The sequence below is a fragment of the Gluconobacter sphaericus NBRC 12467 genome (genome assembly GCF_006539125.1).
GTDB classification, from domain to species: Bacteria; Pseudomonadota; Alphaproteobacteria; order Acetobacterales; family Acetobacteraceae; genus Gluconobacter; species Gluconobacter sphaericus.
This window is the reverse complement of the sequence record NZ_BJMK01000008.1, coordinates 95019-116252: the sequence shown is the minus strand read 5'-3', so window position 1 is coordinate 116252 and position 21234 is coordinate 95019. Positions and strand designations below refer to the sequence as shown.

General features: G+C 57.6%; 35 protein-coding genes. 5 read left to right on the top strand and 30 right to left on the bottom strand.

What is annotated here, in order from left to right:
- Positions 1-74 precede the first annotated feature (74 nt).
- The 11 genes from GSP01_RS07900 to GSP01_RS07850 are packed head-to-tail and all read right to left on the bottom strand — an operon-like array spanning position 75 to position 7465.
- Positions 75-551 (bottom strand): hypothetical protein, encoded by a 477-nt coding sequence (locus GSP01_RS07900; RefSeq protein ID WP_141352428.1) that lies wholly within the window; start codon positions 549-551, stop codon positions 75-77.
- A gap of 1 nt (position 552) precedes the next feature.
- Positions 553-990, bottom strand: a complete 438-nt coding sequence (locus GSP01_RS07895) for a phage tail fiber protein (protein WP_141352426.1) — start codon at positions 988-990, stop codon at positions 553-555.
- 1 nt (position 991) lies between these two features.
- The gene (locus GSP01_RS07890; RefSeq protein ID WP_141352424.1) at positions 992-2158 is read right to left on the bottom strand and encodes a DUF3383 family protein; all 1167 of its coding nucleotides are present in this window, start codon (positions 2156-2158) and stop codon (positions 992-994) included.
- Positions 2159-2161: 3 nt separating this feature from the next.
- A complete protein-coding gene (locus GSP01_RS07885; protein ID WP_141352422.1) occupies positions 2162-2731 on the bottom strand; it encodes a phage neck terminator protein in 570 nt (189 codons plus the stop codon).
- The gene (locus tag GSP01_RS07880; RefSeq protein ID WP_141352420.1) at positions 2680-3069 is read right to left on the bottom strand and encodes a hypothetical protein; all 390 of its coding nucleotides are present in this window, start codon (positions 3067-3069) and stop codon (positions 2680-2682) included. Before GSP01_RS07880 ends, GSP01_RS07885 begins: the two co-directional genes overlap by 52 nt.
- Complete coding sequence (locus GSP01_RS07875; RefSeq protein ID WP_141352418.1) at positions 3062-3604, bottom strand: hypothetical protein; 543 nt, start codon at positions 3602-3604, stop codon at positions 3062-3064. The genes GSP01_RS07880 and GSP01_RS07875 overlap by 8 nt, the downstream gene beginning before the upstream one ends.
- Positions 3604-4050 carry a DUF4054 domain-containing protein gene (locus GSP01_RS07870; protein ID WP_141352416.1) on the bottom strand — a complete coding sequence of 149 codons (447 nt, stop codon included), beginning with the start codon at positions 4048-4050 and terminating at the stop codon, positions 3604-3606. The genes GSP01_RS07875 and GSP01_RS07870 overlap by 1 nt, the downstream gene beginning before the upstream one ends.
- Complete coding sequence (locus tag GSP01_RS07865; RefSeq protein WP_141352414.1) at positions 4050-4493, bottom strand: hypothetical protein; 444 nt, start codon at positions 4491-4493, stop codon at positions 4050-4052. Before GSP01_RS07865 ends, GSP01_RS07870 begins: the two co-directional genes overlap by 1 nt.
- A gap of 3 nt (positions 4494-4496) precedes the next feature.
- Positions 4497-5540, bottom strand: a complete 1044-nt coding sequence (locus tag GSP01_RS07860) for a hypothetical protein (RefSeq protein ID WP_141352411.1) — start codon at positions 5538-5540, stop codon at positions 4497-4499.
- The gene (locus tag GSP01_RS07855; RefSeq protein WP_141352409.1) at positions 5540-6301 is read right to left on the bottom strand and encodes a structural cement protein Gp24; all 762 of its coding nucleotides are present in this window, start codon (positions 6299-6301) and stop codon (positions 5540-5542) included. The genes GSP01_RS07860 and GSP01_RS07855 overlap by 1 nt, the downstream gene beginning before the upstream one ends.
- Positions 6302-6313: 12 nt before the next feature.
- Complete coding sequence (locus GSP01_RS07850; protein WP_141352407.1) at positions 6314-7465, bottom strand: DUF2213 domain-containing protein; 1152 nt, start codon at positions 7463-7465, stop codon at positions 6314-6316.
- Positions 7466-7480: 15 nt separating this feature from the next.
- Here GSP01_RS07850 and GSP01_RS14710 point away from each other — a divergent pair, with 15 nt between their 5' ends.
- Entirely contained in the window at positions 7481-7630 is a 150-nt protein-coding gene (locus tag GSP01_RS14710) for a hypothetical protein (RefSeq protein ID WP_167495493.1), read from the top strand.
- Here GSP01_RS14710 and GSP01_RS07845 read toward each other — a convergent pair.
- The 6 genes from GSP01_RS07845 to GSP01_RS07820 all read right to left on the bottom strand — a co-directional run bounded on the left by GSP01_RS07845 (position 7627) and on the right by GSP01_RS07820 (position 12872).
- A complete protein-coding gene (locus GSP01_RS07845; RefSeq protein WP_218023654.1) occupies positions 7627-8439 on the bottom strand; it encodes a phage head morphogenesis protein in 813 nt (270 codons plus the stop codon). The two genes, GSP01_RS14710 and GSP01_RS07845, sit on opposite strands and share 4 nt — an antisense overlap.
- Positions 8440-8619: 180 nt before the next feature.
- A complete protein-coding gene (locus tag GSP01_RS07840) occupies positions 8620-10236 on the bottom strand; it encodes a phage portal protein (RefSeq protein WP_141352405.1) in 1617 nt (538 codons plus the stop codon).
- Positions 10233-11465, bottom strand: coding sequence for a PBSX family phage terminase large subunit (locus GSP01_RS07835; RefSeq protein WP_141352403.1), 1233 nt, complete (start codon positions 11463-11465; stop codon positions 10233-10235). Before GSP01_RS07835 ends, GSP01_RS07840 begins: the two co-directional genes overlap by 4 nt.
- Positions 11466-11467: 2 nt before the next feature.
- A complete protein-coding gene (locus GSP01_RS07830; protein WP_141352401.1) occupies positions 11468-11959 on the bottom strand; it encodes a helix-turn-helix domain-containing protein in 492 nt (163 codons plus the stop codon).
- A gap of 2 nt (positions 11960-11961) precedes the next feature.
- Positions 11962-12306, bottom strand: coding sequence for a hypothetical protein (locus GSP01_RS07825; protein ID WP_141352399.1), 345 nt, complete (start codon positions 12304-12306; stop codon positions 11962-11964).
- Between the two features lie 62 nt (positions 12307-12368).
- Positions 12369-12872, bottom strand: coding sequence for a hypothetical protein (locus GSP01_RS07820; protein WP_228123796.1), 504 nt, complete (start codon positions 12870-12872; stop codon positions 12369-12371).
- A 223-nt stretch (positions 12873-13095) separates the two neighbouring features.
- Between GSP01_RS07820 and GSP01_RS07815 the strand changes: the two genes are divergently transcribed.
- Together GSP01_RS07815 and GSP01_RS07810 are read left to right on the top strand one after the other, a co-directional pair.
- Positions 13096-13779: an HNH endonuclease gene (locus GSP01_RS07815; protein WP_141352395.1), complete on the top strand. Its 684-nt coding sequence runs from the start codon at positions 13096-13098 to the stop codon at positions 13777-13779.
- 138 nt (positions 13780-13917) lie between these two features.
- Positions 13918-14472: a hypothetical protein gene (locus tag GSP01_RS07810; RefSeq protein WP_141352393.1), complete on the top strand. Its 555-nt coding sequence runs from the start codon at positions 13918-13920 to the stop codon at positions 14470-14472.
- A 141-nt stretch (positions 14473-14613) separates the two neighbouring features.
- Here GSP01_RS07810 and GSP01_RS07805 read toward each other — a convergent pair whose 3' ends face one another.
- From GSP01_RS07805 to GSP01_RS07760, 10 genes are all read right to left on the bottom strand, one after another.
- Positions 14614-15099 (bottom strand): hypothetical protein, encoded by a 486-nt coding sequence (locus GSP01_RS07805; RefSeq protein WP_141352391.1) that lies wholly within the window; start codon positions 15097-15099, stop codon positions 14614-14616.
- A 212-nt stretch (positions 15100-15311) separates the two neighbouring features.
- Positions 15312-15665 (bottom strand): hypothetical protein, encoded by a 354-nt coding sequence (locus GSP01_RS07800; RefSeq protein ID WP_141352389.1) that lies wholly within the window; start codon positions 15663-15665, stop codon positions 15312-15314.
- Positions 15631-16041 (bottom strand): Panacea domain-containing protein, encoded by a 411-nt coding sequence (locus tag GSP01_RS07795; RefSeq protein WP_228123819.1) that lies wholly within the window; start codon positions 16039-16041, stop codon positions 15631-15633. Before GSP01_RS07795 ends, GSP01_RS07800 begins: the two co-directional genes overlap by 35 nt.
- Before the next feature lie 217 nt (positions 16042-16258).
- Entirely contained in the window at positions 16259-16570 is a 312-nt protein-coding gene (locus tag GSP01_RS07790; RefSeq protein ID WP_141352384.1) for a hypothetical protein, read from the bottom strand.
- A complete protein-coding gene (locus GSP01_RS07785; protein ID WP_141352382.1) occupies positions 16567-17178 on the bottom strand; it encodes a hypothetical protein in 612 nt (203 codons plus the stop codon). The genes GSP01_RS07790 and GSP01_RS07785 overlap by 4 nt, the downstream gene beginning before the upstream one ends.
- 3 nt (positions 17179-17181) lie before the next feature.
- Entirely contained in the window at positions 17182-18018 is an 837-nt protein-coding gene (locus GSP01_RS07780) for a hypothetical protein (protein ID WP_141352380.1), read from the bottom strand.
- The gene (locus GSP01_RS07775; RefSeq protein ID WP_141352378.1) at positions 18015-18371 is read right to left on the bottom strand and encodes a VRR-NUC domain-containing protein; all 357 of its coding nucleotides are present in this window, start codon (positions 18369-18371) and stop codon (positions 18015-18017) included. Before GSP01_RS07775 ends, GSP01_RS07780 begins: the two co-directional genes overlap by 4 nt.
- Positions 18358-18585 carry a hypothetical protein gene (locus tag GSP01_RS07770; protein WP_141352376.1) on the bottom strand — a complete coding sequence of 76 codons (228 nt, stop codon included), beginning with the start codon at positions 18583-18585 and terminating at the stop codon, positions 18358-18360. The genes GSP01_RS07775 and GSP01_RS07770 overlap by 14 nt, the downstream gene beginning before the upstream one ends.
- Complete coding sequence (locus tag GSP01_RS07765) at positions 18582-18770, bottom strand: hypothetical protein (protein WP_141352374.1); 189 nt, start codon at positions 18768-18770, stop codon at positions 18582-18584. Before GSP01_RS07765 ends, GSP01_RS07770 begins: the two co-directional genes overlap by 4 nt.
- Positions 18746-19024 (bottom strand): hypothetical protein, encoded by a 279-nt coding sequence (locus GSP01_RS07760; protein WP_141352372.1) that lies wholly within the window; start codon positions 19022-19024, stop codon positions 18746-18748. The genes GSP01_RS07765 and GSP01_RS07760 overlap by 25 nt, the downstream gene beginning before the upstream one ends.
- A gap of 111 nt (positions 19025-19135) precedes the next feature.
- Between GSP01_RS07760 and GSP01_RS07755 the strand changes: the two genes are divergently transcribed.
- Positions 19136-19318, top strand: a complete 183-nt coding sequence (locus tag GSP01_RS07755) for a hypothetical protein (RefSeq protein ID WP_141352370.1) — start codon at positions 19136-19138, stop codon at positions 19316-19318.
- A 3-nt stretch (positions 19319-19321) separates the two neighbouring features.
- On the opposite strand, the gene GSP01_RS07750 is transcribed toward GSP01_RS07755, so the two are convergent.
- The 3 genes from GSP01_RS07750 to GSP01_RS15435 form a co-directional block, all read right to left on the bottom strand.
- Positions 19322-19654 carry a hypothetical protein gene (locus GSP01_RS07750; RefSeq protein WP_141352368.1) on the bottom strand — a complete coding sequence of 111 codons (333 nt, stop codon included), beginning with the start codon at positions 19652-19654 and terminating at the stop codon, positions 19322-19324.
- A gap of 75 nt (positions 19655-19729) precedes the next feature.
- A complete protein-coding gene (locus tag GSP01_RS07745; protein ID WP_141352366.1) occupies positions 19730-20215 on the bottom strand; it encodes a hypothetical protein in 486 nt (161 codons plus the stop codon).
- Complete coding sequence (locus tag GSP01_RS15435) at positions 20215-20439, bottom strand: helix-turn-helix domain-containing protein (protein ID WP_141352365.1); 225 nt, start codon at positions 20437-20439, stop codon at positions 20215-20217. The genes GSP01_RS07745 and GSP01_RS15435 overlap by 1 nt, the downstream gene beginning before the upstream one ends.
- Positions 20440-20534: 95 nt before the next feature.
- On the opposite strand from GSP01_RS15435, the gene GSP01_RS07735 reads away from it, so the two are divergent.
- Positions 20535-21227, top strand: a complete 693-nt coding sequence (locus GSP01_RS07735) for a LexA family transcriptional regulator (protein ID WP_228123795.1) — start codon at positions 20535-20537, stop codon at positions 21225-21227.
- Positions 21228-21234: the final 7 nt, after the last annotated feature.

Sequence of the window (21234 nt, the reverse complement as noted above, 5' to 3'; positions counted from 1 at the left end):
CTCGCTGTCGTAGATGGTTTGGAGTTCCGCAAGCGTGGCCAACCCTTCTGTCAGCACCATGCTGAGGCGAGGGTTTATGTTTCTGGGTTGGGCGAGGGGTCTTGGTCTTCCGTTCCCAGCATCAAGGACAGAAGGGAAAACAAGCGTCCGACGCCCTTGAAAAAATCCACATGCAGCTTGAACGCCTCCGTCTGGAGCCAGCCTATTGTGGGGATTTCCTCGATTTGGGTCTGGGCTACGGCCCATGGCAGCCGCGTGGCTGGGTTGCTCGGGTCGGGCAGTAGCTCCACGGTCTGCATGAGACGATCAAGCAATTCGTCCATGCGCTCAGGGCGGATAGCCGCGAAAATGCCAATGCCCGCCGCAGCGACAGCCGCAAGGCCACCGCCCGCCGCTACCCCCGGAATATCGGCGCCCGATGCCGCAGCCGCCTGCAGGCAATGACGCCCCCATTTATCGGCCTCAATGGCTGACATACGGGTGATTGCAAAACGCTTGCCCTTATCCGCCCCCTCATGGGGGCAGACAACTGTGATTTCTTTGAGAGCCATATCAGACCCCCGCAGGCGTTACAGACTGCCAGCGAATGGCAAAGGTCCGGTTTTCAAGTGTCCGACCAGCGCCCGGCAGCACGGTCACGCTGCGCAGAACACCATTGACCATTGTGTATTTCCGGCCAGTGCTGGTCAGCGTGATTTCTCCGCCGATGCGGTAGAGAGAGCGGGATGTCTGCTGTGCGGCCATGATGTTTTCAAAGACCGGCACGCTGATGCTGGCAGCCGACAGAGACACTGTCTGATCTACCGGGTTGGGCACCCAGCCTGCATTGAGATAGCCGTCGATCGACATCTCAGTCTCAGCCTGCTCCAGTTCTGGAGCGTCCCATGCCCGGTCTGCGGCATAGTTCTGCAGACGAACGGGCGCGTTCAGCAGCCCAGTGACAGTGATAACGAAAACGCTATTCGCGGAGGTGATATCCAGATCGGCCATGTTACTGCACCTCTACGCTTGTCAGGCTAATGGATTGCACGCTTTGGCCGTCTGCATACCAAAGCTGTGCGGGGGGTGTGGTTCTGCTGATGCGATATGAAGCGCCTGCCGTGCTGACGTTGGGCTTGAGATAGTAGCCGTTGTTAACGACGCTATCGGCCGCCGTCGTATTCCCGGCTGCGTTGTTGATCTGCTGGCGCTGGAGCGTAGTCAGATCAACGCCAGCGCGGATCATACCGAATGAGAAGGCCTGGGTGATGGTCGGCTTCAACGCGGCCTCAACATAAGCGTCCCCGTCCGTATTGTACGGGATATTGCCAGTTGTGAGCAGCAGCGAGATAAGATCGCTAGTCATGTCTGACGTCAGCCAGATTTGATTCACATAGCTGTCAGCCCAGAGGAATTTCCCTGAAACCTGACCGGGGCGGAAGAACGTGAAGTCGTCAGACCCGTTGGCATAACTGCCGTAGAACGAGTAGCCGTTGGCAATCAGCGTGCTGGCCGTGCTGCCATCAGTCACAGCAGGGCTGACCAGCCCGGATGCGTCCTCCACGAAGGCGAGCGACTGACGGCCGTTTGTCGTCCCAAAGGACAGCGACGCCATCCATGCCAGCGCCAGCGCGCCCGACAGTGGAGAGGTGTCATAAATAGCCGTGACGCCGCCTGCGGTCTGTGTCTGGAGCCAAACGCCGAAAGCGCTTGTGCTGCCGCTGGTCGTTGCGGATGCGTCGGAATCAACGAGGGGCGCGAAGATAGATGATTTCTGCGATCCGACCCACGTTGCTACCAGTTCGAGGTTGGCAGGCGTGTAGATGCTGTCGAAGGCAAGGCCGTTCCAGCCGCCTTGGGCAGCCCTCAGCGCGTCGAGCTGCGCGGAGATGGACGATGTTTCTCCGGTCGCATCCACGGCCGCAACATAGAGCGTTCCGGGGGTGGTAAGCGATCTGCTTGTCCCAGAAAAATACACCTGCGCCATGCTGTAGAGCATGGAGGAGGTCCCAAAAGAAGTCCCGACATCGGTTGCGCTCGTGAAGGCGCGGATCGTTCCGACCGGGAAGGATGTCGTTGGGGTCGTGCAAATCAGGCCAGTGAGGTTGTTCAGGCCCGTACCTGCGGCCAGAACGCCGGGAGTGACGTTCACGACCTGGGAAATAGGAATACTGCCCATTGGTTACTCCGTGGGTAGATACGTCGTATCGACCTCGATTAAGGTTGCAGTGATCGCGTCAGCGAACTGTTGCGGGATGGTCCGGGTGAAATTGACCTGCATTTTCAGATCGACGGACCACTGATCCTCGTATTGGTTTTCGGCGGTGACGAAGCCCATCTGCCTCGGATCTTCGGACCAGAGCGGCGAGAGAATATCCGCGTTCTCTCTGAACCAATCCGTGGCGTAGACATCGCGCCATAGGCCTGCGACCTGCCGTATCGCATCACCTGAGCCGATCCCGAAAGCACTGACCTGCACGGTGATCTCGCGCAGTTCCGTGACCGCACGGGCCGCGTCGCTATAGGTTGAGCCGTTCGTCGCCAACAGCCGCGATGTGACCTGCTGCATGATGCAATAGGGGCCAACGGGCGAAGCAGTCCGGTTTTGCTGGCCGAGCCGAACGGAGAAAGGTGCGGGGAGGACGGTTAGAAGCCATTGCCCGAGGGCTTTGTGAATATCGAAATCGGTAGGCGCGTAGGTTATGACGGAGGCGGCGACGTTGTTTGGCGCGTCACCACAAGTTTGGACCATCGGCCGTATCCCCATTCTTCCAGAACCTGCGTGACCAGCCAGTCGGAGCCGTAGAAACTCAGCACGTCGCCACCTGTCTGGAGCGCCCGGTTCAGGCCTTTGATGCCGCCTGCGATGTAAACGGCGCGCATATCGGATTGCTGATTGATGTTCTGAACGTGCTGCAGGTCTGACGTGCTGAGCGCCTGAACCTTGATCGTGCAGAGCAGGTCGATCGTGGTTGGCGTGACGCTGAAATCGTCGTTGACGGTTTCGCCGGCCGACACCCGAAGCGTGGCGACGATTGGCGGATTGACCGCGTTCGTCGCCACGTTGGCGATGCCGAAGACGTTAATCACTGACGACCTCGTATCCGACGCTGTTGAGCATGTGGCCGGTGTCGATCAGGGGTTTTGCCGCCGTAGCCATATTGACGGTCTTCAGTGTGCCGCGCCGCTTATCGTTGCGTAGACGGGCGTCGATCGTCGATTGAGAAAGAGGAGGATCTTGCAACGTTTCAATCTCATGCTGGATTTGGGCCACGATGCGGTTGGCGGTCATATCAATCGCCTTCTCCATATCTCCACCGCACACCTTGAGAGAGGCGGCGAGAAGGCGGGGCCACTCCGCTTGGTTCTTGGCGACGGTGTTCCGCATGAACGGGCGAGCAGGGATATGCTCTGTTCCGAACTCATTGTAGGCAGCAATCTCGGCCATGGGCTTTCCATCTGTCGTGGTTGCGCCCTCCAAGAAGCCCGCGTTGAGGTGCATCTGCGCGCCGCGCCGCAAAACCCGCTCCAGAAGCCGAGCCATCCAGTTCTTCTGCGCGCCCTGAACTTTTCCGTTCAACGTCGCCTGAAGCCGGGCCATTCCCTTAATGACTGTCTTCGGCATCAGGGCCATATCCTTGGACGTGGCGAGCGACCGGGAACGAAGCGCATCTGTCGGAGATATGCCGTCGCCTGCCAGAACATCGCGCCGTATTGCGTCTGCATGAACCACGCCGCCGAGACGGACTGCGAACCCATGTCGAGGCCAATGGACGTTGATCCTTCTGACGCGCTTGCCACCCGACCGACCGTTCCCGCGCCATTGCCGCCCGCCGAGACGGGAAGCATCAGTTGCGCGATGTGGGCCGTGAGCAGATTGAGAAGGCGCGCACGCTTCGTCAGGTTCTGCACTGGGCTCAGAGGCGTGTTGTTGAGATAATCCCCGGCCTGATCGAAATAGAGCGCCGCCTGAGCGTCACTCGTATTCGTCGCCAGATCAGGGAACAGGGCCGACCACGTCGCATAATCGAACGTGACCACGCCCGCCTGCGACGTGATCGTGCCGCTCATTAGGCGTAAGCCCGAGCGCGCGCAGCTTCCTCAGCATCAGCGAGACCTTTGCGCTTGATCTCTACGGGGTCGAGGGGTTCGAACCCGGTTTTCTCGGTCTTGAACTCGGCAGCCTTAGCGTTGGCTCGGGCTTCCGTCAGTTCCGCGAAGACGCAATGATTCTTCACCAGATCGCTGTCTGCGTTCTGCTTGACCCATGCGTCCCAGAACGCTTTGTCCACAGTCGTCCGTCCGACGCGACCGAGTAGCGCGTTGTCCTTCGAGTGGAAGTCGGGAGCACGGTTCGCGCCCTTGATCTCGATCTCCTCGATGTAAGAGACCGGACTCAGATCGGGGCGCTTTTCTTCGCTCAGTTTGGCGCGGCGCGCTGCATCTCCCTCGGGAGCGATACGCAGGCGCAGTCCGTGCGGCATACGGCAAAGTACGGTGACAGTATCAGCCATAGTTCAGATCCCCACCATCTGCGCAACGGCCATCGGACGTTTCCAGATCGTACCCCAGCCGCCACGCGACATCTTCTGGCGCGCGTTTGTGGAGTACTGCTCAAGGCGGTGCATGGTCAGTCGCTCGGTGAAGGCGGTCGTAACGGTCTCGACACCTTCGACTTCCGGCACGAACATCTGCATGACGTTGGCGCTGGTATAGCCGCCCGACATGGTGACACCGGCTTCGGGCAGGAACTCGATTTCCATGTTCGGCCACGATTGCTTGAGCATCTTCTCAAGGGTGAGGCCATACTGATTGGTGTAGGTCAGAACCTGCGAGAGTTCGGACGGGGCAACAACCTTCAGGCGGGTCTGGTTGTTGATGTTGCCCATCATGGCCTTGTTCAGGGCCGCGAACAGGGTCACGAAATCCGGGTAGATCAGGTTCGGGTCGCTCACGCTCGTCCATGCCGTGGACGTACCAACCTTAACCGACGCCGTGATGGCGGCCGGCAGAGCAGGGTCGTTCAGAGCGCCGTAGTTCTCAAGGCCGGTCAGGCCGAACAGGTTCAGCAGGTTCTGCTGCTTTTCAAGCACGGACGCGCCTGCGGTGCGCTGTTCGGCAACCCAGTCGATGTTGCCCATACCCATCATTTCGGCTTCCAGATCGCCATACTTGGCCCATGTCTGGAAAGTGAAGGACTGACGGTTGACCCAGTTGGCGTTCGCGCTGCTATCGCCAGCCTGCTCATAGTCGCCATAGGCCACAGCATAGCCGGACGCCTCGATGACCGGGAACATGACCGTCTTGATCGCGCGATCGCCCTTCTTTTGAGACCCGTAGATCTCTTCGGACTTGGTCGGCGTGATAAGCTGGCGGATCAACTGCGGATCGACCATCGTGTTGATGACGGTCGGAATACCGCTGTTCGGTGCTGTGACGGCGGAGAACGTCGGAGCAGCGTCGAATGCGTTTCCGCGCTCACCAACGTAGTGCGTCACACCCGGCAGATTGATACCCCAATCCTGCGCAAGGCGCGTCGCGTCATTACGAAACGAAGCCATTATTCGTTGCTCCCGGAGATCGGTGCGACGGCACCGGAGATGATGATTTCAGCACCAGACGCGCCGCCCTGGGTGACGACCCAGCCAGTCGCGGTCGTGCCGGACGGGACCGTTCCAGCCGCTCCGGTCTGAAGCGTACCGTCCGTGGTGGACGCGTAAACGGCTTGGCCAGTCGTTGCGGCGGTGGTCGCGGATACCGCGAAGTAATCGCCGCCTGTCATGAGCTGCACGTTGAAGCCGCTTGGCAGGACCATCGTGCTTTCGCCCAGATAGGTCGTGATAAGGCCCGTCTGGTCGCGCAGAACGAAGCCAGTCGGAGCGCTCGATGCGGTTTCCGTGCTTGTCGTCGTGACCGTCAGGCCTGTCCCGCTGCCATTGGTCGTGGTTGCAACACCAGTCCCAGCCGGGTTTGCGGTTTCAGGGCTCGTCGTCTGGATCGTAAGAGCGGACACAACGCCGCCCGTTGCGATCGTTTCGACCGTGGCCTTGCCGCCGCTGAAAGTAACCGTGTCACCCACGGCATAGCCTGTTCCGCCAGCATCAACAGCAACGCTCGCGACCGTGTAATAGGTCGCTGGCGGCGTATTCAACACCGTCACGCCGTCCGCCTGTACCCATGCGAAGGCTCCGACGCGAACGCCACCAGCGCCAGCGATAAAGCCCATTGGGCCGGGAATGGCAGAGCGGCGCGGATTTGCGGAGGCGATGCCACCCGGAAAGCCCTTGGCCCAGTTGTAATTGATCTTGGAAGGGAAACCCATCGGGACCGCTCCTTACGCTTTGCGGCGAGCAGAGGCGCCCGCCAGAGGGGAATCACTGTCGATCGCACTATCAGCCGCGATGCGTGCCGGACGCTCGGGACGCTTGGCGCTGATCGCCATACTAACGAGCGCGGGGAGGGCGCTTTCATGGACGTTGGCGGCGTCCTGTCCGATCTGCTTGAGCGCGTAGCGGTAGATATCGCCTGCGCTGTCCATGCCGATCACGTCACCGACGAGAGGTCGGACGGCTTCGCGGGCGTCCTGTGCCTGCTTGTTGCGACGGCGCTCTTTGGAGACGGCAGCTTCGATCAGGCGCGAGACAGAAGCGGCGTCCATGCCCTTCTTTTCGTCCTTCTTGTCGTCGTCATCGTCCTCATCGGCGGCCTGATCGTCGTCCGTGTCATCTTCGTCGCAGGCTTTGGCGTCTTCCGCCTTCTTCTCGTCGTCGTCGGACTCGTCCTCGGCCTTTTTGCCGTCCTCGTCGTCATCCTCATCCATGCACTTCTTCACGTCTTCCTCAGACGCATCCATGGCGAGACGTCCGGACTTGAGAGCGGCTGCAACCTTCGCCGCAGCAGACATGGGCTTGTGGGCAGCCATGCTCGTTTCCTTCATGATGTTGAATGGTGCGCTGTCGCCGATAATGGCGGTCTTCACGCGGGGTTCTTCCACCAGGGCGAGGTGGTTGAAGCGGATGTTGACCATCTTCAGCGTGTATCGCTGGCCGTTGATCTCACCGTTTTCCGGGACGGTCTCATAGGCGTATCCAGCCGACACGCAGCGCTTTGATCCGTCCTGAATTCTCTTGATTGCGTCGCCGTCCCAGATCGCCAGTTCCCCGATGAGTTCGGGCGCCTGAAACGTGGCGTTGTTGACAGAACCAACCGTGATTTCTCGCGGGTGATCGTCCGCACTGACAGGCTGGTGGATCTCAATCAGGGGCTTGCCGTTCATGCTCGATGCGGCTTCCCGCAAGGCATCGGCGTCCCGATACATCCAGTAGATGGTGTCCGGGTCCAGCCCAAGACGTTCGGCGCCATTGATCTCGCGCCCATAATAGGGCGAGACTACAGCCGCGCTGAGCACGCAACGCTCGACGTGCAAATGCCCATCCGCGTCGATGCGTCGCACCGACCGGTCTAGGGCCATGATTGTGTCTGTCATTTTAGGAGAGCCGTTATGACTGAAGGCGACCGGAAGTCATTGGAAGCCGAGACTGATGCTACTCTGGATCTGTACCCACAGATCCCCGACCAGCCGGGGCCTGAGTTTTTAGACCGCGTCGGAGAAGGGGTGGACAGCGCATTTAGCAACTTGGGCGAAGATTAATCGTCAAACCCCGGAATAATCACTTGCGACGTGCAGCGGCAGTTCGGTTCCTCACCGGGGAAGATGAGCTTGCCGTCACCGTCCACGTCCGCACCTTGGCGAATATCGTAGCGAAGTCTTTCACGTCCGGCTTTCACATGGTTCGGGCGAGGGTGCTTCCCCGCGCTTGAATGACACCAGATTGCCTCGGTCAGGCCGAGTTCGATTTGGCGCGTCCGCGTGATGAAGGACGTGGCCTTGTTGTTCTGGTCTCGCGCAATAAACGCCGCACGACGCTGCGCGATGCCGTAGCGTTCTTTGAGGTCTGCCGTCAGCGTTCCGAGATCGCGGCCCGCCATGACGGATCGCTGAACCATCTGCGAAACTTCCGTCAGATGATGGTCCGCAATCGACTTGATGAGACTGACATTCTCGTTGATCGCACCATCCAGAACGTCTTTCACGGCCTTCGATGGCCTGAACTTCACCGCAAACCCGGCCTGTCTCAGCTTGTCCATCAGGGACGTGTCGGCGTGCCCCTTCCAGCGCCCCGCCTGCCGCTCGGCAATCTTCCGCGCCCGGTCATCGAATAGACTGCGCCACCGGACCGTGAGCTTGTTCATGACCTTTTGCAGTTCGTCCGCCACGCTGTCTTGCGCAATGGCGGTCTCGTGCTTCCGATAGTTGGCCGTCAGCCAGTATGTGAGGCTGTCGTCCATTTCGCGGATCAGGCGCATCAGATCGCGGTAGTAAAGGGCCTCAAGCGCAGCACTGGCGCGGGTTGGCTTGAGTGCCTTCCCAGTCGCGGATGTGCAGCGGAGTTGGGTCATATTATCGAGGGGTCCAGAAACCGCCGAAGAACAGGAAGGTATTCACGAGGACTATGCTGATCATCGCGGCCCAGAAATTATTCTTGCCGGTTTTGGGTTTCCCGTGGTCTCGCGCAGTCAGCAGCAAGCCAACCGACAAAAGAAGAAAATACGCCCATTGAGGCCAATGCCAATTTTCCATCACTCTTCTTCCTCACCCTTCTTCAACAGGTCTTCCATTCCCGACATCTGCTCGGGCTCGGGCGGCTCTGGCGGAGGACCGCTCAGGTTCACGCCCCGGAAAATGCTGCGCTCGTCCGTGGCTTGCTGCTCGCGCGCTTCCTCTGGAGCGATGACGCCTGCCGTGATGAGCAGCGCCACCAGATCGGCCTTGATCTTCTCGATTTCTGCCAATTCCTTCTCGTCCATCTGCCAGAGCGGCACGAACGTGAAGGACAGATCCGGGTCGATCTTGCCCCAGAGGTGGATCTGAACGGCCTCGAAAATCCGCTGCAGGGCAGGGCGGATATGCGCTTCCTGAAAGGCTGAAACCTCGTCGTAGAAAACGCGGATTTCACCTTCGGACGATGCGTTCAGGCCTTGGGGCTGGATGCCGAACAGTTTGACCAGTGGAATGCCGGGGATGCTCGCCATCGCCTCCATTGCCTGCGCTTGCAAGCTGTCCAACCCAGACAGCGGCGTTGCGATGATCGAAGCGTCTTCACGCTCCTTGTCCACGACGATGGTGCCCTGTCCCTCGGACACGTCCTGCATGGCAGCGGCGCGTCCCTGAACGGAGACCATATCGACGTCGCCGTAAGGCATCGGCTGGGCGTCCATCCCTGGTCCGATGTCCGTCTGCATGTTCCCCGTCATGTCCGTTTTCAGGACCAGCTTGGAGAAATTACGAACGATGGTGGCCGTGCTGTTGCGCGTGGCCAGATAGTTGTGAACGTAGGCGCGCAGAAGCTGCGTGAGAGACTGCCCCCCGAAGTTGAAGGCAGGTGCAAGGATCTGACTGACAGGGTAGGGGATCGTGGTCAGAAGGCGGGAACTGTCCACCATCGTTCCGAGGACCCACCAGTTGTCTGGCTTGTAGAAGTTCGACGCGAGCGGGTTGTTCGCGTTGTAGCTGTTTGGCGTCGTCCAGATTGGCTCGATGTTCGCAAGACGTTCGAGCGTACCTTTCGCCATGCCTTTGTCGCCGATGACGAGCGGTACTGATTGCCCATCGGTCGTGAGTGGAACGCCTTTGATGCCGATCCACACATGCCCAAGGCCATAGAGCAGGCCGTGCAGGACATGCGTGCGGATGACGCGCCGGACGTTCAGGCGATCGAATTCTTTCTCGATCTCCGCAATTCGTTTCGCGGCGCCGTCGTTCTCGTCAACGTCCGCGCCCTGTTTGTCTGAGCGAATTTCAATCCACTCACGGGTGGCCTCGCGTGCAATCACCTCGCACGGCTTCCGAAACTCGGCCCGCTGCGCCATCTGGGCAAGCTGCGGATAGCCGAGGAAGGCCAAGCCGTCCTCGAAGTAATCTCGCAGGACAGGAGCGGCCGTCGCGGCCCATCCACCCATATCAGCGACGGCCTCGAGACTTCCGCTGTCCATCGCCATCGCGTCTGGAGCTTCACCTCGCACACCTTCGGGCGGCTTGTAGGTGTCGAAAGCTGCGCGCGGATCGAGTGGAAGGCCGCCAGAGCCATGCCCGCGAAACGAGCGCAGGTTCAAACGTCGATCAGAGCGTGTGAGCACAGGCTCGCGCCGCTCGGGCAACGGCTTGCGCTCCCGGATGCGGCTGAACCAGTGTTTCATCGACGTGTCCTTGATTTGTAGCCTGCGAACGAAGGCATCGAGCGGCGGTTCTGAATGATCCCATCGAGGGCGTATCGCAGTGCGTCGATCCAGTGGTTCCAGGCGTCCACTATGACCGGCAGCACTTCCTCGGTCTTGGAATCGACCTCGAAGGCGTACTTACGAAACTCTTCTGCAATGCGAGGGCAGCGCCGATGAACGACGATGCGCTTGAACGCCTTCAGCCGGTCGATGCCGTCCTCAACGCTCCCCGGCCACTTCTTGGCGGGCGTCATGTTGTAGCGATACCGGGTCGCCATAAAGCTGATGTTCTGAGGTGAGGCGCAGTCGGCCTTGATGGGCCAGCGTCGCGTTCCGGGGATCTCATCGAGCACGGCCGGCAGTTCATCCAAATGGATGCCGGTTCCACCCGCCTCGTAATCGACGTGCAGCACGTCATCACGGATGAAGCACCGGACGATTGCCGTTGGGTCTTGCGAAAACCCCCAGTCTAGACCGTAGAAGAAGCGGGCATCCTCAGGCGTCTCGAAATCATCGACGGTCACGCGCTTACGAAAGATCACCGCATCCGAAATGGTGACGTAATCACCTTCCCAGACGTGATCGTACTCGTCAGGCCGCGCCCTCTGGTCCTCCATGCGCTCGGTCGGCAGGGTGCCGTCATCGAACCATGGATTATCGGACCAGTTCGCCCGTACCGCTGTGAGATCAGCACGGTCAGAACCTTCGCCCCGGAAGAACTCATCAATCGGGTCGTCTGAAGACGCGGGGTTCCATGACGCCCATATTTCCGATCCCGGCTTACGCAGCGTTGGCCGAAGCATCCGCCATGAGTAAGAGCTGATCGACTGCGCTTCCTCAATCCATGCGCGGTCGAAGCCTTCGAGGGATTTGATGCTGTCAGCCGTGTGGTTCTGAAGGCCCTGAAACACAATCAGCCCATCACCCGGCGTCTTGATGACCTGGTCCTGCACGTCGAAATGTTTGTGCAAGTTGAACTGATTGATCTTGTCCACGATCAACTGTTTGGATGATCGCGCGATAGACTTCTGGATTTCGCGGATACAGACCGTTCGATGGCCCGGTATCGCAAGGTGTTCTTCGACGGTCAGCCCACCAAAGAAGTGTGACTTGCCGGATCCGCGCCCACCAAAGGCGCCCTTGTAGCGGTTCGGCTTCAGTAGAGGCAGAAAGACGCGCGCTGTGGGGATCTCCAGCGCCTTCGTCATGCTCAATCCTTCTTGGGCACATCCACGACCACACGCCTGATTTCCGTGAACTCCAATGGGCCGCCGTCAGCACCGGTGTGTTCATGGTCGTGCTTATCGCGCCATTTGTCGCGTTGGCGGTTCTTGAGCCAGAAAATCGCGGCAGTAGTGTCTGGAGCGTATCGCTCAGTGTACGGAACGATCAGCGGAGAGCCCTCGGCATTGAAGATTTTCACTGCGTCGTGCTCGTAGCCGGTCGCTCGTTTATACAGCCGGTCAGCCACGGTGGCGTCTGCTAGGATTTTTCCCTTTTTTATGGACTCAAGAAATTCGGGATGCGTTGCTTTCCAAGAGTTTATGGTCTGCTCGGATACATCGAAGAAATCAGCCAAATCGCTGTCGGTAGCACCCAAAAGGCAGAGCTTGCGCGCCTCGTCACAATAGCGATCTAGGAAAGCTGAAGGCCTGCCCACAGCGCGCGCCTCAGGAGCGGCTTCACCCTTCTTCCTCGCCATAACTAAACCACCAAATACTTAGGAATACCCGCCTCAATCCGGCGCGCGTCCATTTCACGCTCAATCGCGATCTTAATGCGAACCATCAACGAGGACGACACAGAACCAACAGGAACCAGATCAGCGAGATTGAAGCAGACACGCGGCTTGCAGCGAATTACGGCGCCATCTGTCAGCCCCAGAGTGATCGTGTCAGGGAAATGCACCGGAACGTCAGCCCGATAACGCATGTCGCGAACCTGTTTGACGCGACAAAGAACCGCACTTCCTGATTGCACATCCGCAATCACGAACCGAGACAAACCCCATCTCACCACGTCGCCAGTCGTGACGGTGGGAGAGGGCACAGCAAATTGTCCGGAGATGCGCCAATATTGCAGGCGCAATTATTCAGTGTTGTCCAACCGTATCAGTAGGCGCTGGCAGGTACAAGGTTTTTTTCCAGAGCGTTTCGCTCAATCGCCTGCCTGATCTCGCGTCGAGTATCGGCATAGGCCGCAGGAAGTTGGGCGACGATTAATGCGCATTGAGCTGAAACCTTCCCGCGTTGAAGGGCCTTTCCAAGATCTGGGTAAAGTGCCGCCCCCATCGCTGAAAAAGACAGCTCCCGAGCCAGCATCATCTCCAGTCGCACATGAGCGCAGAGACCTAGCCGATCGCGGATCATGCCGATGCGTTCGGCCGCGTTCCCGCGGGAGATGGCGAACGTATGGACATCCCCCTTCACATAGTCCGAAGGCAGCACATCATTCAGGATGTCCAGATATCCGTGGTTTGCGAACACATAGTCGCAGATCCACCAACGGGCCGCGTTGACTGCGTCTCCATCAATATCACCAGCCATATGCAGAGCGTTGACTGTGTTGAGTTTGATGCGCTTACCACCGACTGTTTCAAAGTCAGGTTTCGCCATCCTCTCCGGCGTAGGCGAATTATCCTCCGCTCTTGCGGGGATGAATGCCGTTTTTCGGACCGTCTTTGGCGTCGAAAACTGGCGGATCGTGTCGCCGAGTCCGGCGCGGGATTTAGCGGGTCTGGGCATGGGGGAATGTTAGTACAGGAGAGACTGGCTGTACAAGGGAAAGTGCTATAATTTTGTCGGAATAGAATCCAATACTTTTCATTTCGAGATATTTATGGACCTTCGAAAGGCGCTGATTCCCACATGGAAAGTGAAGTGGTTAAACCCCGAGGCTAAAGGTTCGATCGATTTCCTGCCGGACTTTGATCATCAGCTTGCAGACGGTCAAATCTACAAGCACTGGACAAGCATTTCAGGCAAGGAGGTGCTGTCTACTTTTACCGCGAGTGGGAAGAAATCTGATTTCGTATTTTCTTATGGCGGCCAGTGTCGAGCCGCCAACCAAGAAGCAGGAATTTTCGTCGGTGATGTGAGGCTAGATTATACAGCACTGCCAAACGTGTCCAAACTACATTGGCGCGCTGATGAGCAGGAAGAGTGGTTTCTTCTGCCAGTCATGATCGAGGAAATTGAATCCGAAGAGGGTGACGACATAGAACGCACCTCACGGAGCCGAGTTCGTAGCAAGAAGCTTGCAAACATGTACAGAACGCAAGCGAAGCTTCAGGGGCAGCTACATTGCCAGGCCTGCAAGACCAAAGGCTTGGAGAACTATGGTGAAGCGAAGGGAAGTTGCCTTGAGGTCCACCATAAACACCCCCTCAATTTAGGGGCGGCAAATAACACTTTGAACGAATTGACGCTGCTTTGCGCGAATTGTCATCGCGCAATTCACGCTCTTAACGAACCATATGAGAAGTTCTTGGCGCGCTTCCCAGAAGCCGAACAGCGTTCATGATCACACCACCAACAAAATCAGGCTGGGCCTACGACTGCTGTAAATGCGGGAAGGGCGCTTCATTTGGCGTTGAACGTCCGACCGGGGATCTACATTACTGCTACGAGCATTGGCAGCAGTGTAAGGATGGAGAGAGGCATGCTTCGAAAGCTTTTCAGTCGCAAAAATAATACCATTCAACGCCCACTGAGTGAGGGAGCGACGGCTCTAGCAGTCAAGTTCGACCCAAAATTAATCACTCCCTTTATCGAGAAAGACATCAGGGAATTTGTCCTATCGTTTGACGAAATTCCACAAGGCAAACAGAAAATCGTAATTGATGCCGCCTTGGAATCGCTAAAGGGAGGGGGTGGCAATAGTTTTGTAGTATTCACAGCCCTTCAAGCGGCTGGAATGGAAAAAAAACGATCCCTTGTTATTACTGACCTAATCATCAAGCGCAGTCGTTGGCGCGTCAATACACAAAGGCAAACCATTACAGGGATCTTTGAAGCGGAATGGGTGTGGGCTGGCGCACCATGCATTACGTCAAATCCTCCTTCACCAGAAGAAGCGGAAATGTCTGAGCAACACAAAGCAGCTAACGGACGGAAATTTGATATTCGTGAAGGGCTACTAATCGACGGGAAAAAGCAATTCCCCGGGCTAGCTTACAACTGTAAATGCGTGTCGCGTATTGTGTTGCCGTTTTAATTTTGGCTTGCTGATTACACTGCATGCGGTGCGGATCGTCCGCGCGGGTATAGAATGCCGAATACCCCTGCAGCTACCGCACTCCCGCCCAAGGATTGAGCCACCAGCGGAGCTGGTTAATGCACAAATTAAGGGGCGTTCTCAATCCTCTGGGAAAGGATCGAAAGAGACGTCCTTCTCCACTATCCCATTTTCTATGCGAATTAATTCTCTTTCCCTTAGATATCTCATCGCATTGTGCATGGTATTATGATCATCGATCCAATCCCTCTCTATTTTACTCTTGAAGAGAGTCGAGATATCCTGATCTGCGATAGGTAATTTATCCCATATTCTTTTCGCATCAGATCGAAATTTGGTGCGATTATTATTTATAGGCAGAACATCAACGGAGTGTCCGGTGAATTCATCGCCTCCCAAGGTGTTGATTGTAAGGATAAATCCTTCATACTCTTTATAGTCACCATTAGAAAAATAATTAAAATTAGGATATAGAGTATTTTTGTCCATCCTTTCTATTTTAGAAATGGTTCCCTCTACCCCATAAACATCCGATGAAAATGTCTTTTTTTCATTTTTTATATAAACAAAATCACCTTTATTTAATTCTATTGGAAAACCTGTCATTTCTTCCTCTATAATATTTCTTAAGCATATCAAAGACTACTAAGATAAAGTTACGATTTCCTCTCCACCTCAAGCCCCTTCCGGATCAGGCTCGGATATAGTACCGCGCACCGGAGTCCGGCCAAAAGGGTGGGATGAGGCGTATGGTCAGCTGCAAGAGAAGCAGGCGGCTCTTGTTGCCGCCTGACTATGGAGCCGCCCTTCGGGGCGGTTTAACTCTTGTCTTTTTGGCCGGCCCATCCGTCAATAACGCGGTATAATAGTATGGAAACCTCTTTTATACCGAGCCTGTTTGCCATCACCGCCAAAAGAACCACCTCAAAAGCGCAGATGACAAGTGGCTCCGGCCAAAGAGTGAGTTTCTCAAAAAAGATTAGATCTAGAAGGATGATAGTCCCGATGGTCCAGCAGAAACGCTCTGAACAGAGTTTTGACTTGTAATAAGTCAAATCGTTCTCCATCCGGCTGAATGCTTCGTCTAATTTCTCGTCGGTTTTATCTTTTGTATCCGACGAGAATAGATCGGAGAGATCATCCTTCTTTTGCTCGCCTTCTTCGGAACTCATCCGCTTCGGCCTCCTTGGGAATGAAGAGGTGCATGTATCCAGGTTTGTAGTATTTGGCCCATGCGCCTTCTGGCGAATGCGTCATATTAACCAGTTGTCCTGGCGTAAATTTTGACACAAAGGCGGCGACTTCTCTCACCACGCTAAGAGCCTCACCCTCAAGGCGACCAACGTCCGGGAATATATCTTCTACAGGGCTATTTCCGAAAATTCTGGCTCGCCCATAGACGCTCGGCAGCACAGGCCCATAGTCCCATGCCTCAAATTTTTCAGAGGTAATCGGAGTGCCGTGCCGTCCCATATGGACCATATCGGCGATATAGATGCTCTTCTGTAGAGCGAGATTGGAGATGCCCCAATCCCTTGCTTCACACATGGCTCGCGCCAATGCAAAGGACTGGGAATGCGAGAATGAATTCACGATGCCCTCCTCTACGCACATGATGCACCAAAACGATGCATCGCGCCCTCTTTATGGGCCGCATACCGGGCCAATGCAACAGGACTATGCGGGCTACGACCGATCTTGGTAGCCAAGTTATCCTTGCCTCTATCCAAACCCACAAGTGGCCCTTCGGAGCGTTTTTTTGTTCTCACTCCCCACTCAATCCAAGATCGCTCTTGGTGTTTATTGCTCCACCACATTCAAACAAAGACGGAGAGACATCGCCCTTCGCACCAGAGATTTCCACCCCATCGTCATGCGTCTCATGATCCGCGCCACGATCAGCGCCAATCCTACCCCGCGCAGCGTTGATGCTATCGAGGATGGCGCGACCGTCTGACCCGATATCTGCTCCGAGGCGGTACTGACTGCGGGCACAGGCCGCATTCCAGTTCCGAGGCTTGGCCAGTGTCGCGGCGTGTTCGCCAATGCAGGAGGGCCAAGTGTTGGGATCGGTCATGCCCGGTTCTCCGTCTCGCCGGATGTTGCCCGCAGTTCGCGGATCACGGCATCAGCAAGCGCACCGGCTCGGGCCAATTCCTTCGTATCGGGCCGCTGCCTCGGCTGTTCCTCCGGCGCTTCAGCTATGGCGAGGATGCCCCGGAGGTTCGTGACTTCCGCTCGGATCGCTTCCGCGAACGGGAGCAGGTGGGTATAGAGTTCGCCCGGGGCTGGCCAGCGTGAGCCGACCGGGTAGCCATTGCGCGGTGGCTGGCGGCTCCATGCGACACGGGTTTCTGGCGTCCAGGCTCCAGCGGGGATGTCGGAACAGACCTCGAAAATCGCTCGCGTTCTGGTCGATGCCTCATCGGGATCGGCAGGGCCGTTGGTCACCAGTTGCGCCAAACCCTTGAGCCACGACGCGACCACGACGGGATTGGGCGGAAGGCAGGCGCGCTCGGCATCGGAGAGCTGCTTGCGGACGGCGCGAATACGGTCCGGCGTGAGGTCGGAACGCCAGAGGTAGCCTTCGCGCTTGGCCTCGATCAGGGTCTTGAGATCCCCGGAAGCTGGCGAGAAAGTCGGGGCGATGACGACGGCTGTGGAGCGCTGGGTTGCGATGCTCATGGCTCAAACTCCCTCGATGTCGGGCACTCCGGCCCATGCGGCGTTGACCGCAATTCGGCGGTCGGAAGGCGCAGTACGCTGCGGATTTGGCTGCATGCCGTCCTCACGCCGAACCCAGTTCCGCCACGTCGCGTTCCAGTCAGTTTTGCGGCCCTTGGGATCGGGAACTCCAAGCCAATAATCGCGGAAAACTGCGCCTGTTCGCTCAGGATCGACGCCGTTTGATCGGGCAAACTCGGCCATCTCCAGCGATGGCTGCCAGTCGGCAGGGAGGCGGGAAGCGCGTTTCGACTTTTCCGATTTCGGTGCGGGAGCGGGCGGCGCGTCGGCAGGCGCGCTTTCTAACTCACGCAGTGAGTTCTTTCTTTCTGTATCTGCTTCTGCTTCTGTTTCTTGGTGTTTAAGGGGAGGGGTTGCGTTTGCCTTAAGGGAGGGGGTTAACCCCTCTGCGTCCTCACCCTTAACCTTGCGCTTTGCCTTTCCGGTAATGTTGGGATTACCCCCTTTCTTACCGTTGGCGGCGGCTTCATCACTGATGGCCTTATCCCTGACCATGCGGCGGCTGAAGATCGTCCCGTTGTCTGTGCGGCTGAAAACTCCGTTTTCTTCGAGTTCAGCCACCAGCTTTGTGGCCTCACGTTCGGAGCATCCCAGCACGGCTGAAAGCTGTCGCATGTTCGGCGAACGTCCATTGACCAGTAGGTGTCCGACCGGATCAGCGTCTGCCATCAGGCAAAGCATCTCGATCCAAGCGCCGCGTGCTGCGAGCGAGCACATTCGCAGCGCCGGGTCGCGTTGCCAGTCCTGCCACCAAAATTTTGCCCATCTGCGCGCGCTCATGCCATCACCTCCCCACGCATCGGCAACCCGCAGGCTGAGAGATAATTCAACACGCCATCGACGCACCGGCAGACGGCGACAGGCACGCCAGCACGCTCAATCCGCTCGTGCATGTCTCTCTGCACTGGCGACAGGGAGCCTCCAGGAGCTTTCAGCTCGATCAGGTATGTCCGGCCGCTCCAAATGATTTGGATGTCCGGCCAGCCCGCAAGGCAGCCGCGCCGCTTGCGTCGCGCCCCCTCACGGATGCCGTTTTGACGGTTCTCATGGCTGGTGCACACGGCATCAGCGGGCAGGGCATAGGTCAGGGCGCGCCAGACCTGCTCGTGAAGGCGATCTTCAGGCCGCTTCATGCTCGACCTCCACGCGCTCGAAATACTCAATCCGCCGTAAACCACATGCCTTGAGCATTGCGGCGGACAACGGGCGGCGGCCATTCAGCGCGTCTGATACATCCTGTTCCCGCAGGTTGTTCTCCTGCGCAAAACTACGCTGTGTGCCGTAATTCTTCTTGATCGTCTCACGAAGGATACGGAAGGCATCAAGCCGGTCGAGGCGCTCGGTCATTTCCGAAGCTCCTCCCGCGCCGCATCAAGCGCACGGCGGTACCGGGCCATCTCGGCCTCAGCCCAAGCGGACCAGGAATCCCAGTCGCGCCAGAGAATGCGCAGCCATGCGAACCGGTATGACGGAGGCGGCCCCGCGTGATGGCCGAACCCGAACCGGCCTAGTTTAAGGGTGAACCAGGGCATTGTGTGTCCTCACGCGCCTTGCGGCGCTCTGCGACAAGGCGTTCAACCTCGTCGGCAATGGATGAGCAGGAGGCCATCAGTTCGATAAGCGCCTCGGCATCGGGCGTGCATCGACCATCCAGCCAGTTTCGTGCGGCTCTCGGCGTCTTTCCTGAAGCGCGGGCCAACATTTCTTGCGCGAAGCGGAGAGGGCGAAACTCGCGACCAATCACTTCGAGCAGGGTTTCTTTGATCGGGCGCGAAATCGCGTTCATGCGCCCATCCAGGTAAAAAATGCGCCCATTTGGGCGGGTTTTTGACCAATCATTCCGCACTGGCTTGCTCCATTCTCTGCCGTGTCACCGAGCAGAGAAGGAGCAACAGCGATGGAAGGAGACGCGCCCCAGACACCACAATTCGAGACCGATGCGGACAGACCGCACCTTGCCGCAGACCTGTGCCGTGATGCCCAGATATGGGGCACCCTGCACAGCCGGCAGCCGCAGGAGGTCAAGGACCACCTGGCGCTCAAACTGGCGATGTTGATTGGAGCGGACATCTGGGGGTGAGGCTCAGTGCAGCCCGCGATCCCGGCCGAACGCGAAGTCCGGTACAGGCGGAGGGTTGCCGTTCCAGAGTGCCGACCATGTGATGTCCGAATACGGATCAAGCGGCTGGCGAATTACTGGCGGAGCCGGGGCGTGTTTCGTCGGGTGCGCTGCTCTCTTGCGGGCAGCCTTCCATTTGGAACGCAGAGCAGGAGGTACGCGCCGCTCGATTGCGCCCGAAACCACATTCCGAGACACACCAAGGCGTTTGACTATTTCCGGAAGGCTCGCACCGCAGTCCATCATTTCGATCAGCGCAGGCAATAGCGGCGTCCAGTCGATGCGCGGCATCGCCATCACGCAACCCTCCCGGCAAAATGCGCCCGGATGAACGCGGCGAATGACAGGGCGCAGAAGGCAATAGACGCGAAATCAAGCATCGTCCCGGACTCCCTTCGCGGAAGTATCGGTCGTAGCGTCATTGCGGGGATCGGCGGCAACCGAGTCCCCGCTTTCACCATCTGCCAATACAGAGGATGAACTGGAATGAGTAACAATATGACCCGAGAGGGATTGATCTGGAGCGTCGCCCGTGCCCTTGCTGCGGGGGACGGAGTTTCGATTGATGGGAGCACTACTGCTGGCCTGAAAGCGAAGCGTGCTGACATCCGAAGCATCATCCGTGAGGCCATCGATATTGTTGATGGAAGCGCAGACAGTTCCGCGGGAGGGGGTGCTTACATTGCCGGAGAAGACTACAATCCTCACAGATGAGCCATCATCCTGCGTGGATCCCTGAGTGAGATAGTTTTCAATGACTGTTGAGGTGAAAATTAACCCCTCGGCAGTCATTGGACGTCCATCGGCGAACTCGATAGCGAGCTTGAGAGCTTCAAGGCGCGTGGGATAATCGGACATCACGCCACCTCCTTCCGCTTGGCGCGGGTGGGGAGAAAATCTTCAAATGTGACTTTCCCTTTAGTGAACTCCGCAATTCGACGGATCACCGGGAGAGCTGGAGTGCGTTCCTGTGACAGGTACCGATAAACGGTCCTGATGCGGTGAGGCCCGGTCACGCCGATTGCATCAGCGAGATCCGAGACGGTAACGCCTTCTTGGCGTCGGTATTCGTCAAGAGTCATGGCCACGAAGATATGGCCGAGATGGCCAGAATGTCAATCAATAACGGCCACCATGGCCATATATTTTTTAAGCCAAATATGGCCAGACTGGACACATGACTGACGAGACACCCGAGAGCCGCGTTCAAGAGATCCGCTTAAAGCGTGAGATGAGGGCGGCAGACGTCGCGCGTCGCGCTAATATGGACCCATCAACGTACAACAAGATCGACAAGGGCAAGCGCGGAGTGTCTCCGCAGTTCGCGAAACCGCTTGCGCTTGCGCTTGGAGTAGGGCGCCTTGATCTCCTTTCCGAAATTGGTGCGCCCATCTCCTTCGAGGAAATCGAGGAGTCTGCACCTACTTCAGATAAGGTGGCCGGAGACGCGCTCAACGTCCCGGAAATCGACGTCAGCCCTCAAGCCGGGATGGGCGCTATTGTCTCTGACATTGTTGAGCACCAGCAGCCAATCGACCACTGGAGTTTTCCGCGCACACTGGTGAGCGCATTCATCTCCGATCCGTCGAAGCTGACGATTATTCGTGTAGCCGGCGACAGCATGGAGCCGGATTACTGCGCCGGAGATCGCATTCTGGTCGATACCGGGCACACCACACCATCACCGGCAGGCGTCTATGTCCTCTGGGATGGCCTGGGCGTTGTCTTGAAGCGCGTGGAAGTCGTGATGGGATCTGAGCCCAAGCGTATCAGGATCATGAGCATAAACCCCGCATATCCGGCCTACGAATTGGCACTGGATGATGTGCGGATCAACGGCCGCGTCGTTGGGAAGTGGACTTGGAAGTGAGGGTGGG

Excerpts from the sequence above, each read along its gene's own strand:
- GSP01_RS07900 (WP_141352428.1), bottom strand. The coding sequence starts at position 551 with ATGGCTCTCAAAGAAATCACAGTTGTCTGCCCCCATGAGGGGGCGGAT.
- GSP01_RS07895 (WP_141352426.1), bottom strand. The coding sequence starts at position 990 with ATGGCCGATCTGGATATCACCTCCGCGAATAGCGTTTTCGTTATCACT.
- GSP01_RS07890 (WP_141352424.1), bottom strand. The coding sequence starts at position 2,158 with ATGGGCAGTATTCCTATTTCCCAGGTCGTGAACGTCACTCCCGGCGTT.
- GSP01_RS07885 (WP_141352422.1), bottom strand. The coding sequence starts at position 2,731 with ATGGTCCAAACTTGTGGTGACGCGCCAAACAACGTCGCCGCCTCCGTC.
- GSP01_RS07875 (WP_141352418.1), bottom strand. The coding sequence starts at position 3,604 with ATGCCGAAGACAGTCATTAAGGGAATGGCCCGGCTTCAGGCGACGTTG.
- GSP01_RS07870 (WP_141352416.1), bottom strand. The coding sequence starts at position 4,050 with ATGAGCGGCACGATCACGTCGCAGGCGGGCGTGGTCACGTTCGATTAT.
- GSP01_RS07865 (WP_141352414.1), bottom strand. The coding sequence starts at position 4,493 with ATGGCTGATACTGTCACCGTACTTTGCCGTATGCCGCACGGACTGCGC.
- GSP01_RS07860 (WP_141352411.1), bottom strand. The coding sequence starts at position 5,540 with ATGGCTTCGTTTCGTAATGACGCGACGCGCCTTGCGCAGGATTGGGGT.
- GSP01_RS07855 (WP_141352409.1), bottom strand. The coding sequence starts at position 6,301 with ATGGGTTTCCCTTCCAAGATCAATTACAACTGGGCCAAGGGCTTTCCG.
- GSP01_RS07850 (WP_141352407.1), bottom strand. The coding sequence starts at position 7,465 with ATGACAGACACAATCATGGCCCTAGACCGGTCGGTGCGACGCATCGAC.
- GSP01_RS14710 (WP_167495493.1), top strand. The coding sequence starts at position 7,481 with ATGACTGAAGGCGACCGGAAGTCATTGGAAGCCGAGACTGATGCTACT.
- GSP01_RS07845 (WP_218023654.1), bottom strand. The coding sequence starts at position 8,439 with ATGACCCAACTCCGCTGCACATCCGCGACTGGGAAGGCACTCAAGCCA.
- GSP01_RS07840 (WP_141352405.1), bottom strand. The coding sequence starts at position 10,236 with ATGAAACACTGGTTCAGCCGCATCCGGGAGCGCAAGCCGTTGCCCGAG.
- GSP01_RS07835 (WP_141352403.1), bottom strand. The coding sequence starts at position 11,465 with ATGACGAAGGCGCTGGAGATCCCCACAGCGCGCGTCTTTCTGCCTCTA.
- GSP01_RS07830 (WP_141352401.1), bottom strand. The coding sequence starts at position 11,959 with ATGGCGAGGAAGAAGGGTGAAGCCGCTCCTGAGGCGCGCGCTGTGGGC.
- GSP01_RS07820 (WP_228123796.1), bottom strand. The coding sequence starts at position 12,872 with ATGGCGAAACCTGACTTTGAAACAGTCGGTGGTAAGCGCATCAAACTC.
- GSP01_RS07815 (WP_141352395.1), top strand. The coding sequence starts at position 13,096 with ATGGACCTTCGAAAGGCGCTGATTCCCACATGGAAAGTGAAGTGGTTA.
- GSP01_RS07810 (WP_141352393.1), top strand. The coding sequence starts at position 13,918 with ATGCTTCGAAAGCTTTTCAGTCGCAAAAATAATACCATTCAACGCCCA.
- GSP01_RS07805 (WP_141352391.1), bottom strand. The coding sequence starts at position 15,099 with ATGACAGGTTTTCCAATAGAATTAAATAAAGGTGATTTTGTTTATATA.
- GSP01_RS07800 (WP_141352389.1), bottom strand. The coding sequence starts at position 15,665 with ATGAGTTCCGAAGAAGGCGAGCAAAAGAAGGATGATCTCTCCGATCTA.
- GSP01_RS07795 (WP_228123819.1), bottom strand. The coding sequence starts at position 16,041 with ATGTGTGAAGCAAGGGATTGGGGCATCTCCAATCTCGCTCTACAGAAG.
- GSP01_RS07790 (WP_141352384.1), bottom strand. The coding sequence starts at position 16,570 with ATGACCGATCCCAACACTTGGCCCTCCTGCATTGGCGAACACGCCGCG.
- GSP01_RS07785 (WP_141352382.1), bottom strand. The coding sequence starts at position 17,178 with ATGAGCATCGCAACCCAGCGCTCCACAGCCGTCGTCATCGCCCCGACT.
- GSP01_RS07780 (WP_141352380.1), bottom strand. The coding sequence starts at position 18,018 with ATGAGCGCGCGCAGATGGGCAAAATTTTGGTGGCAGGACTGGCAACGC.
- GSP01_RS07775 (WP_141352378.1), bottom strand. The coding sequence starts at position 18,371 with ATGAAGCGGCCTGAAGATCGCCTTCACGAGCAGGTCTGGCGCGCCCTG.
- GSP01_RS07770 (WP_141352376.1), bottom strand. The coding sequence starts at position 18,585 with ATGACCGAGCGCCTCGACCGGCTTGATGCCTTCCGTATCCTTCGTGAG.
- GSP01_RS07765 (WP_141352374.1), bottom strand. The coding sequence starts at position 18,770 with ATGCCCTGGTTCACCCTTAAACTAGGCCGGTTCGGGTTCGGCCATCAC.
- GSP01_RS07760 (WP_141352372.1), bottom strand. The coding sequence starts at position 19,024 with ATGAACGCGATTTCGCGCCCGATCAAAGAAACCCTGCTCGAAGTGATT.
- GSP01_RS07755 (WP_141352370.1), top strand. The coding sequence starts at position 19,136 with ATGGAAGGAGACGCGCCCCAGACACCACAATTCGAGACCGATGCGGAC.
- GSP01_RS07750 (WP_141352368.1), bottom strand. The coding sequence starts at position 19,654 with ATGGCGATGCCGCGCATCGACTGGACGCCGCTATTGCCTGCGCTGATC.
- GSP01_RS07745 (WP_141352366.1), bottom strand. The coding sequence starts at position 20,215 with ATGTCCGATTATCCCACGCGCCTTGAAGCTCTCAAGCTCGCTATCGAG.
- GSP01_RS15435 (WP_141352365.1), bottom strand. The coding sequence starts at position 20,439 with ATGACTCTTGACGAATACCGACGCCAAGAAGGCGTTACCGTCTCGGAT.
- GSP01_RS07735 (WP_228123795.1), top strand. The coding sequence starts at position 20,535 with ATGACTGACGAGACACCCGAGAGCCGCGTTCAAGAGATCCGCTTAAAG.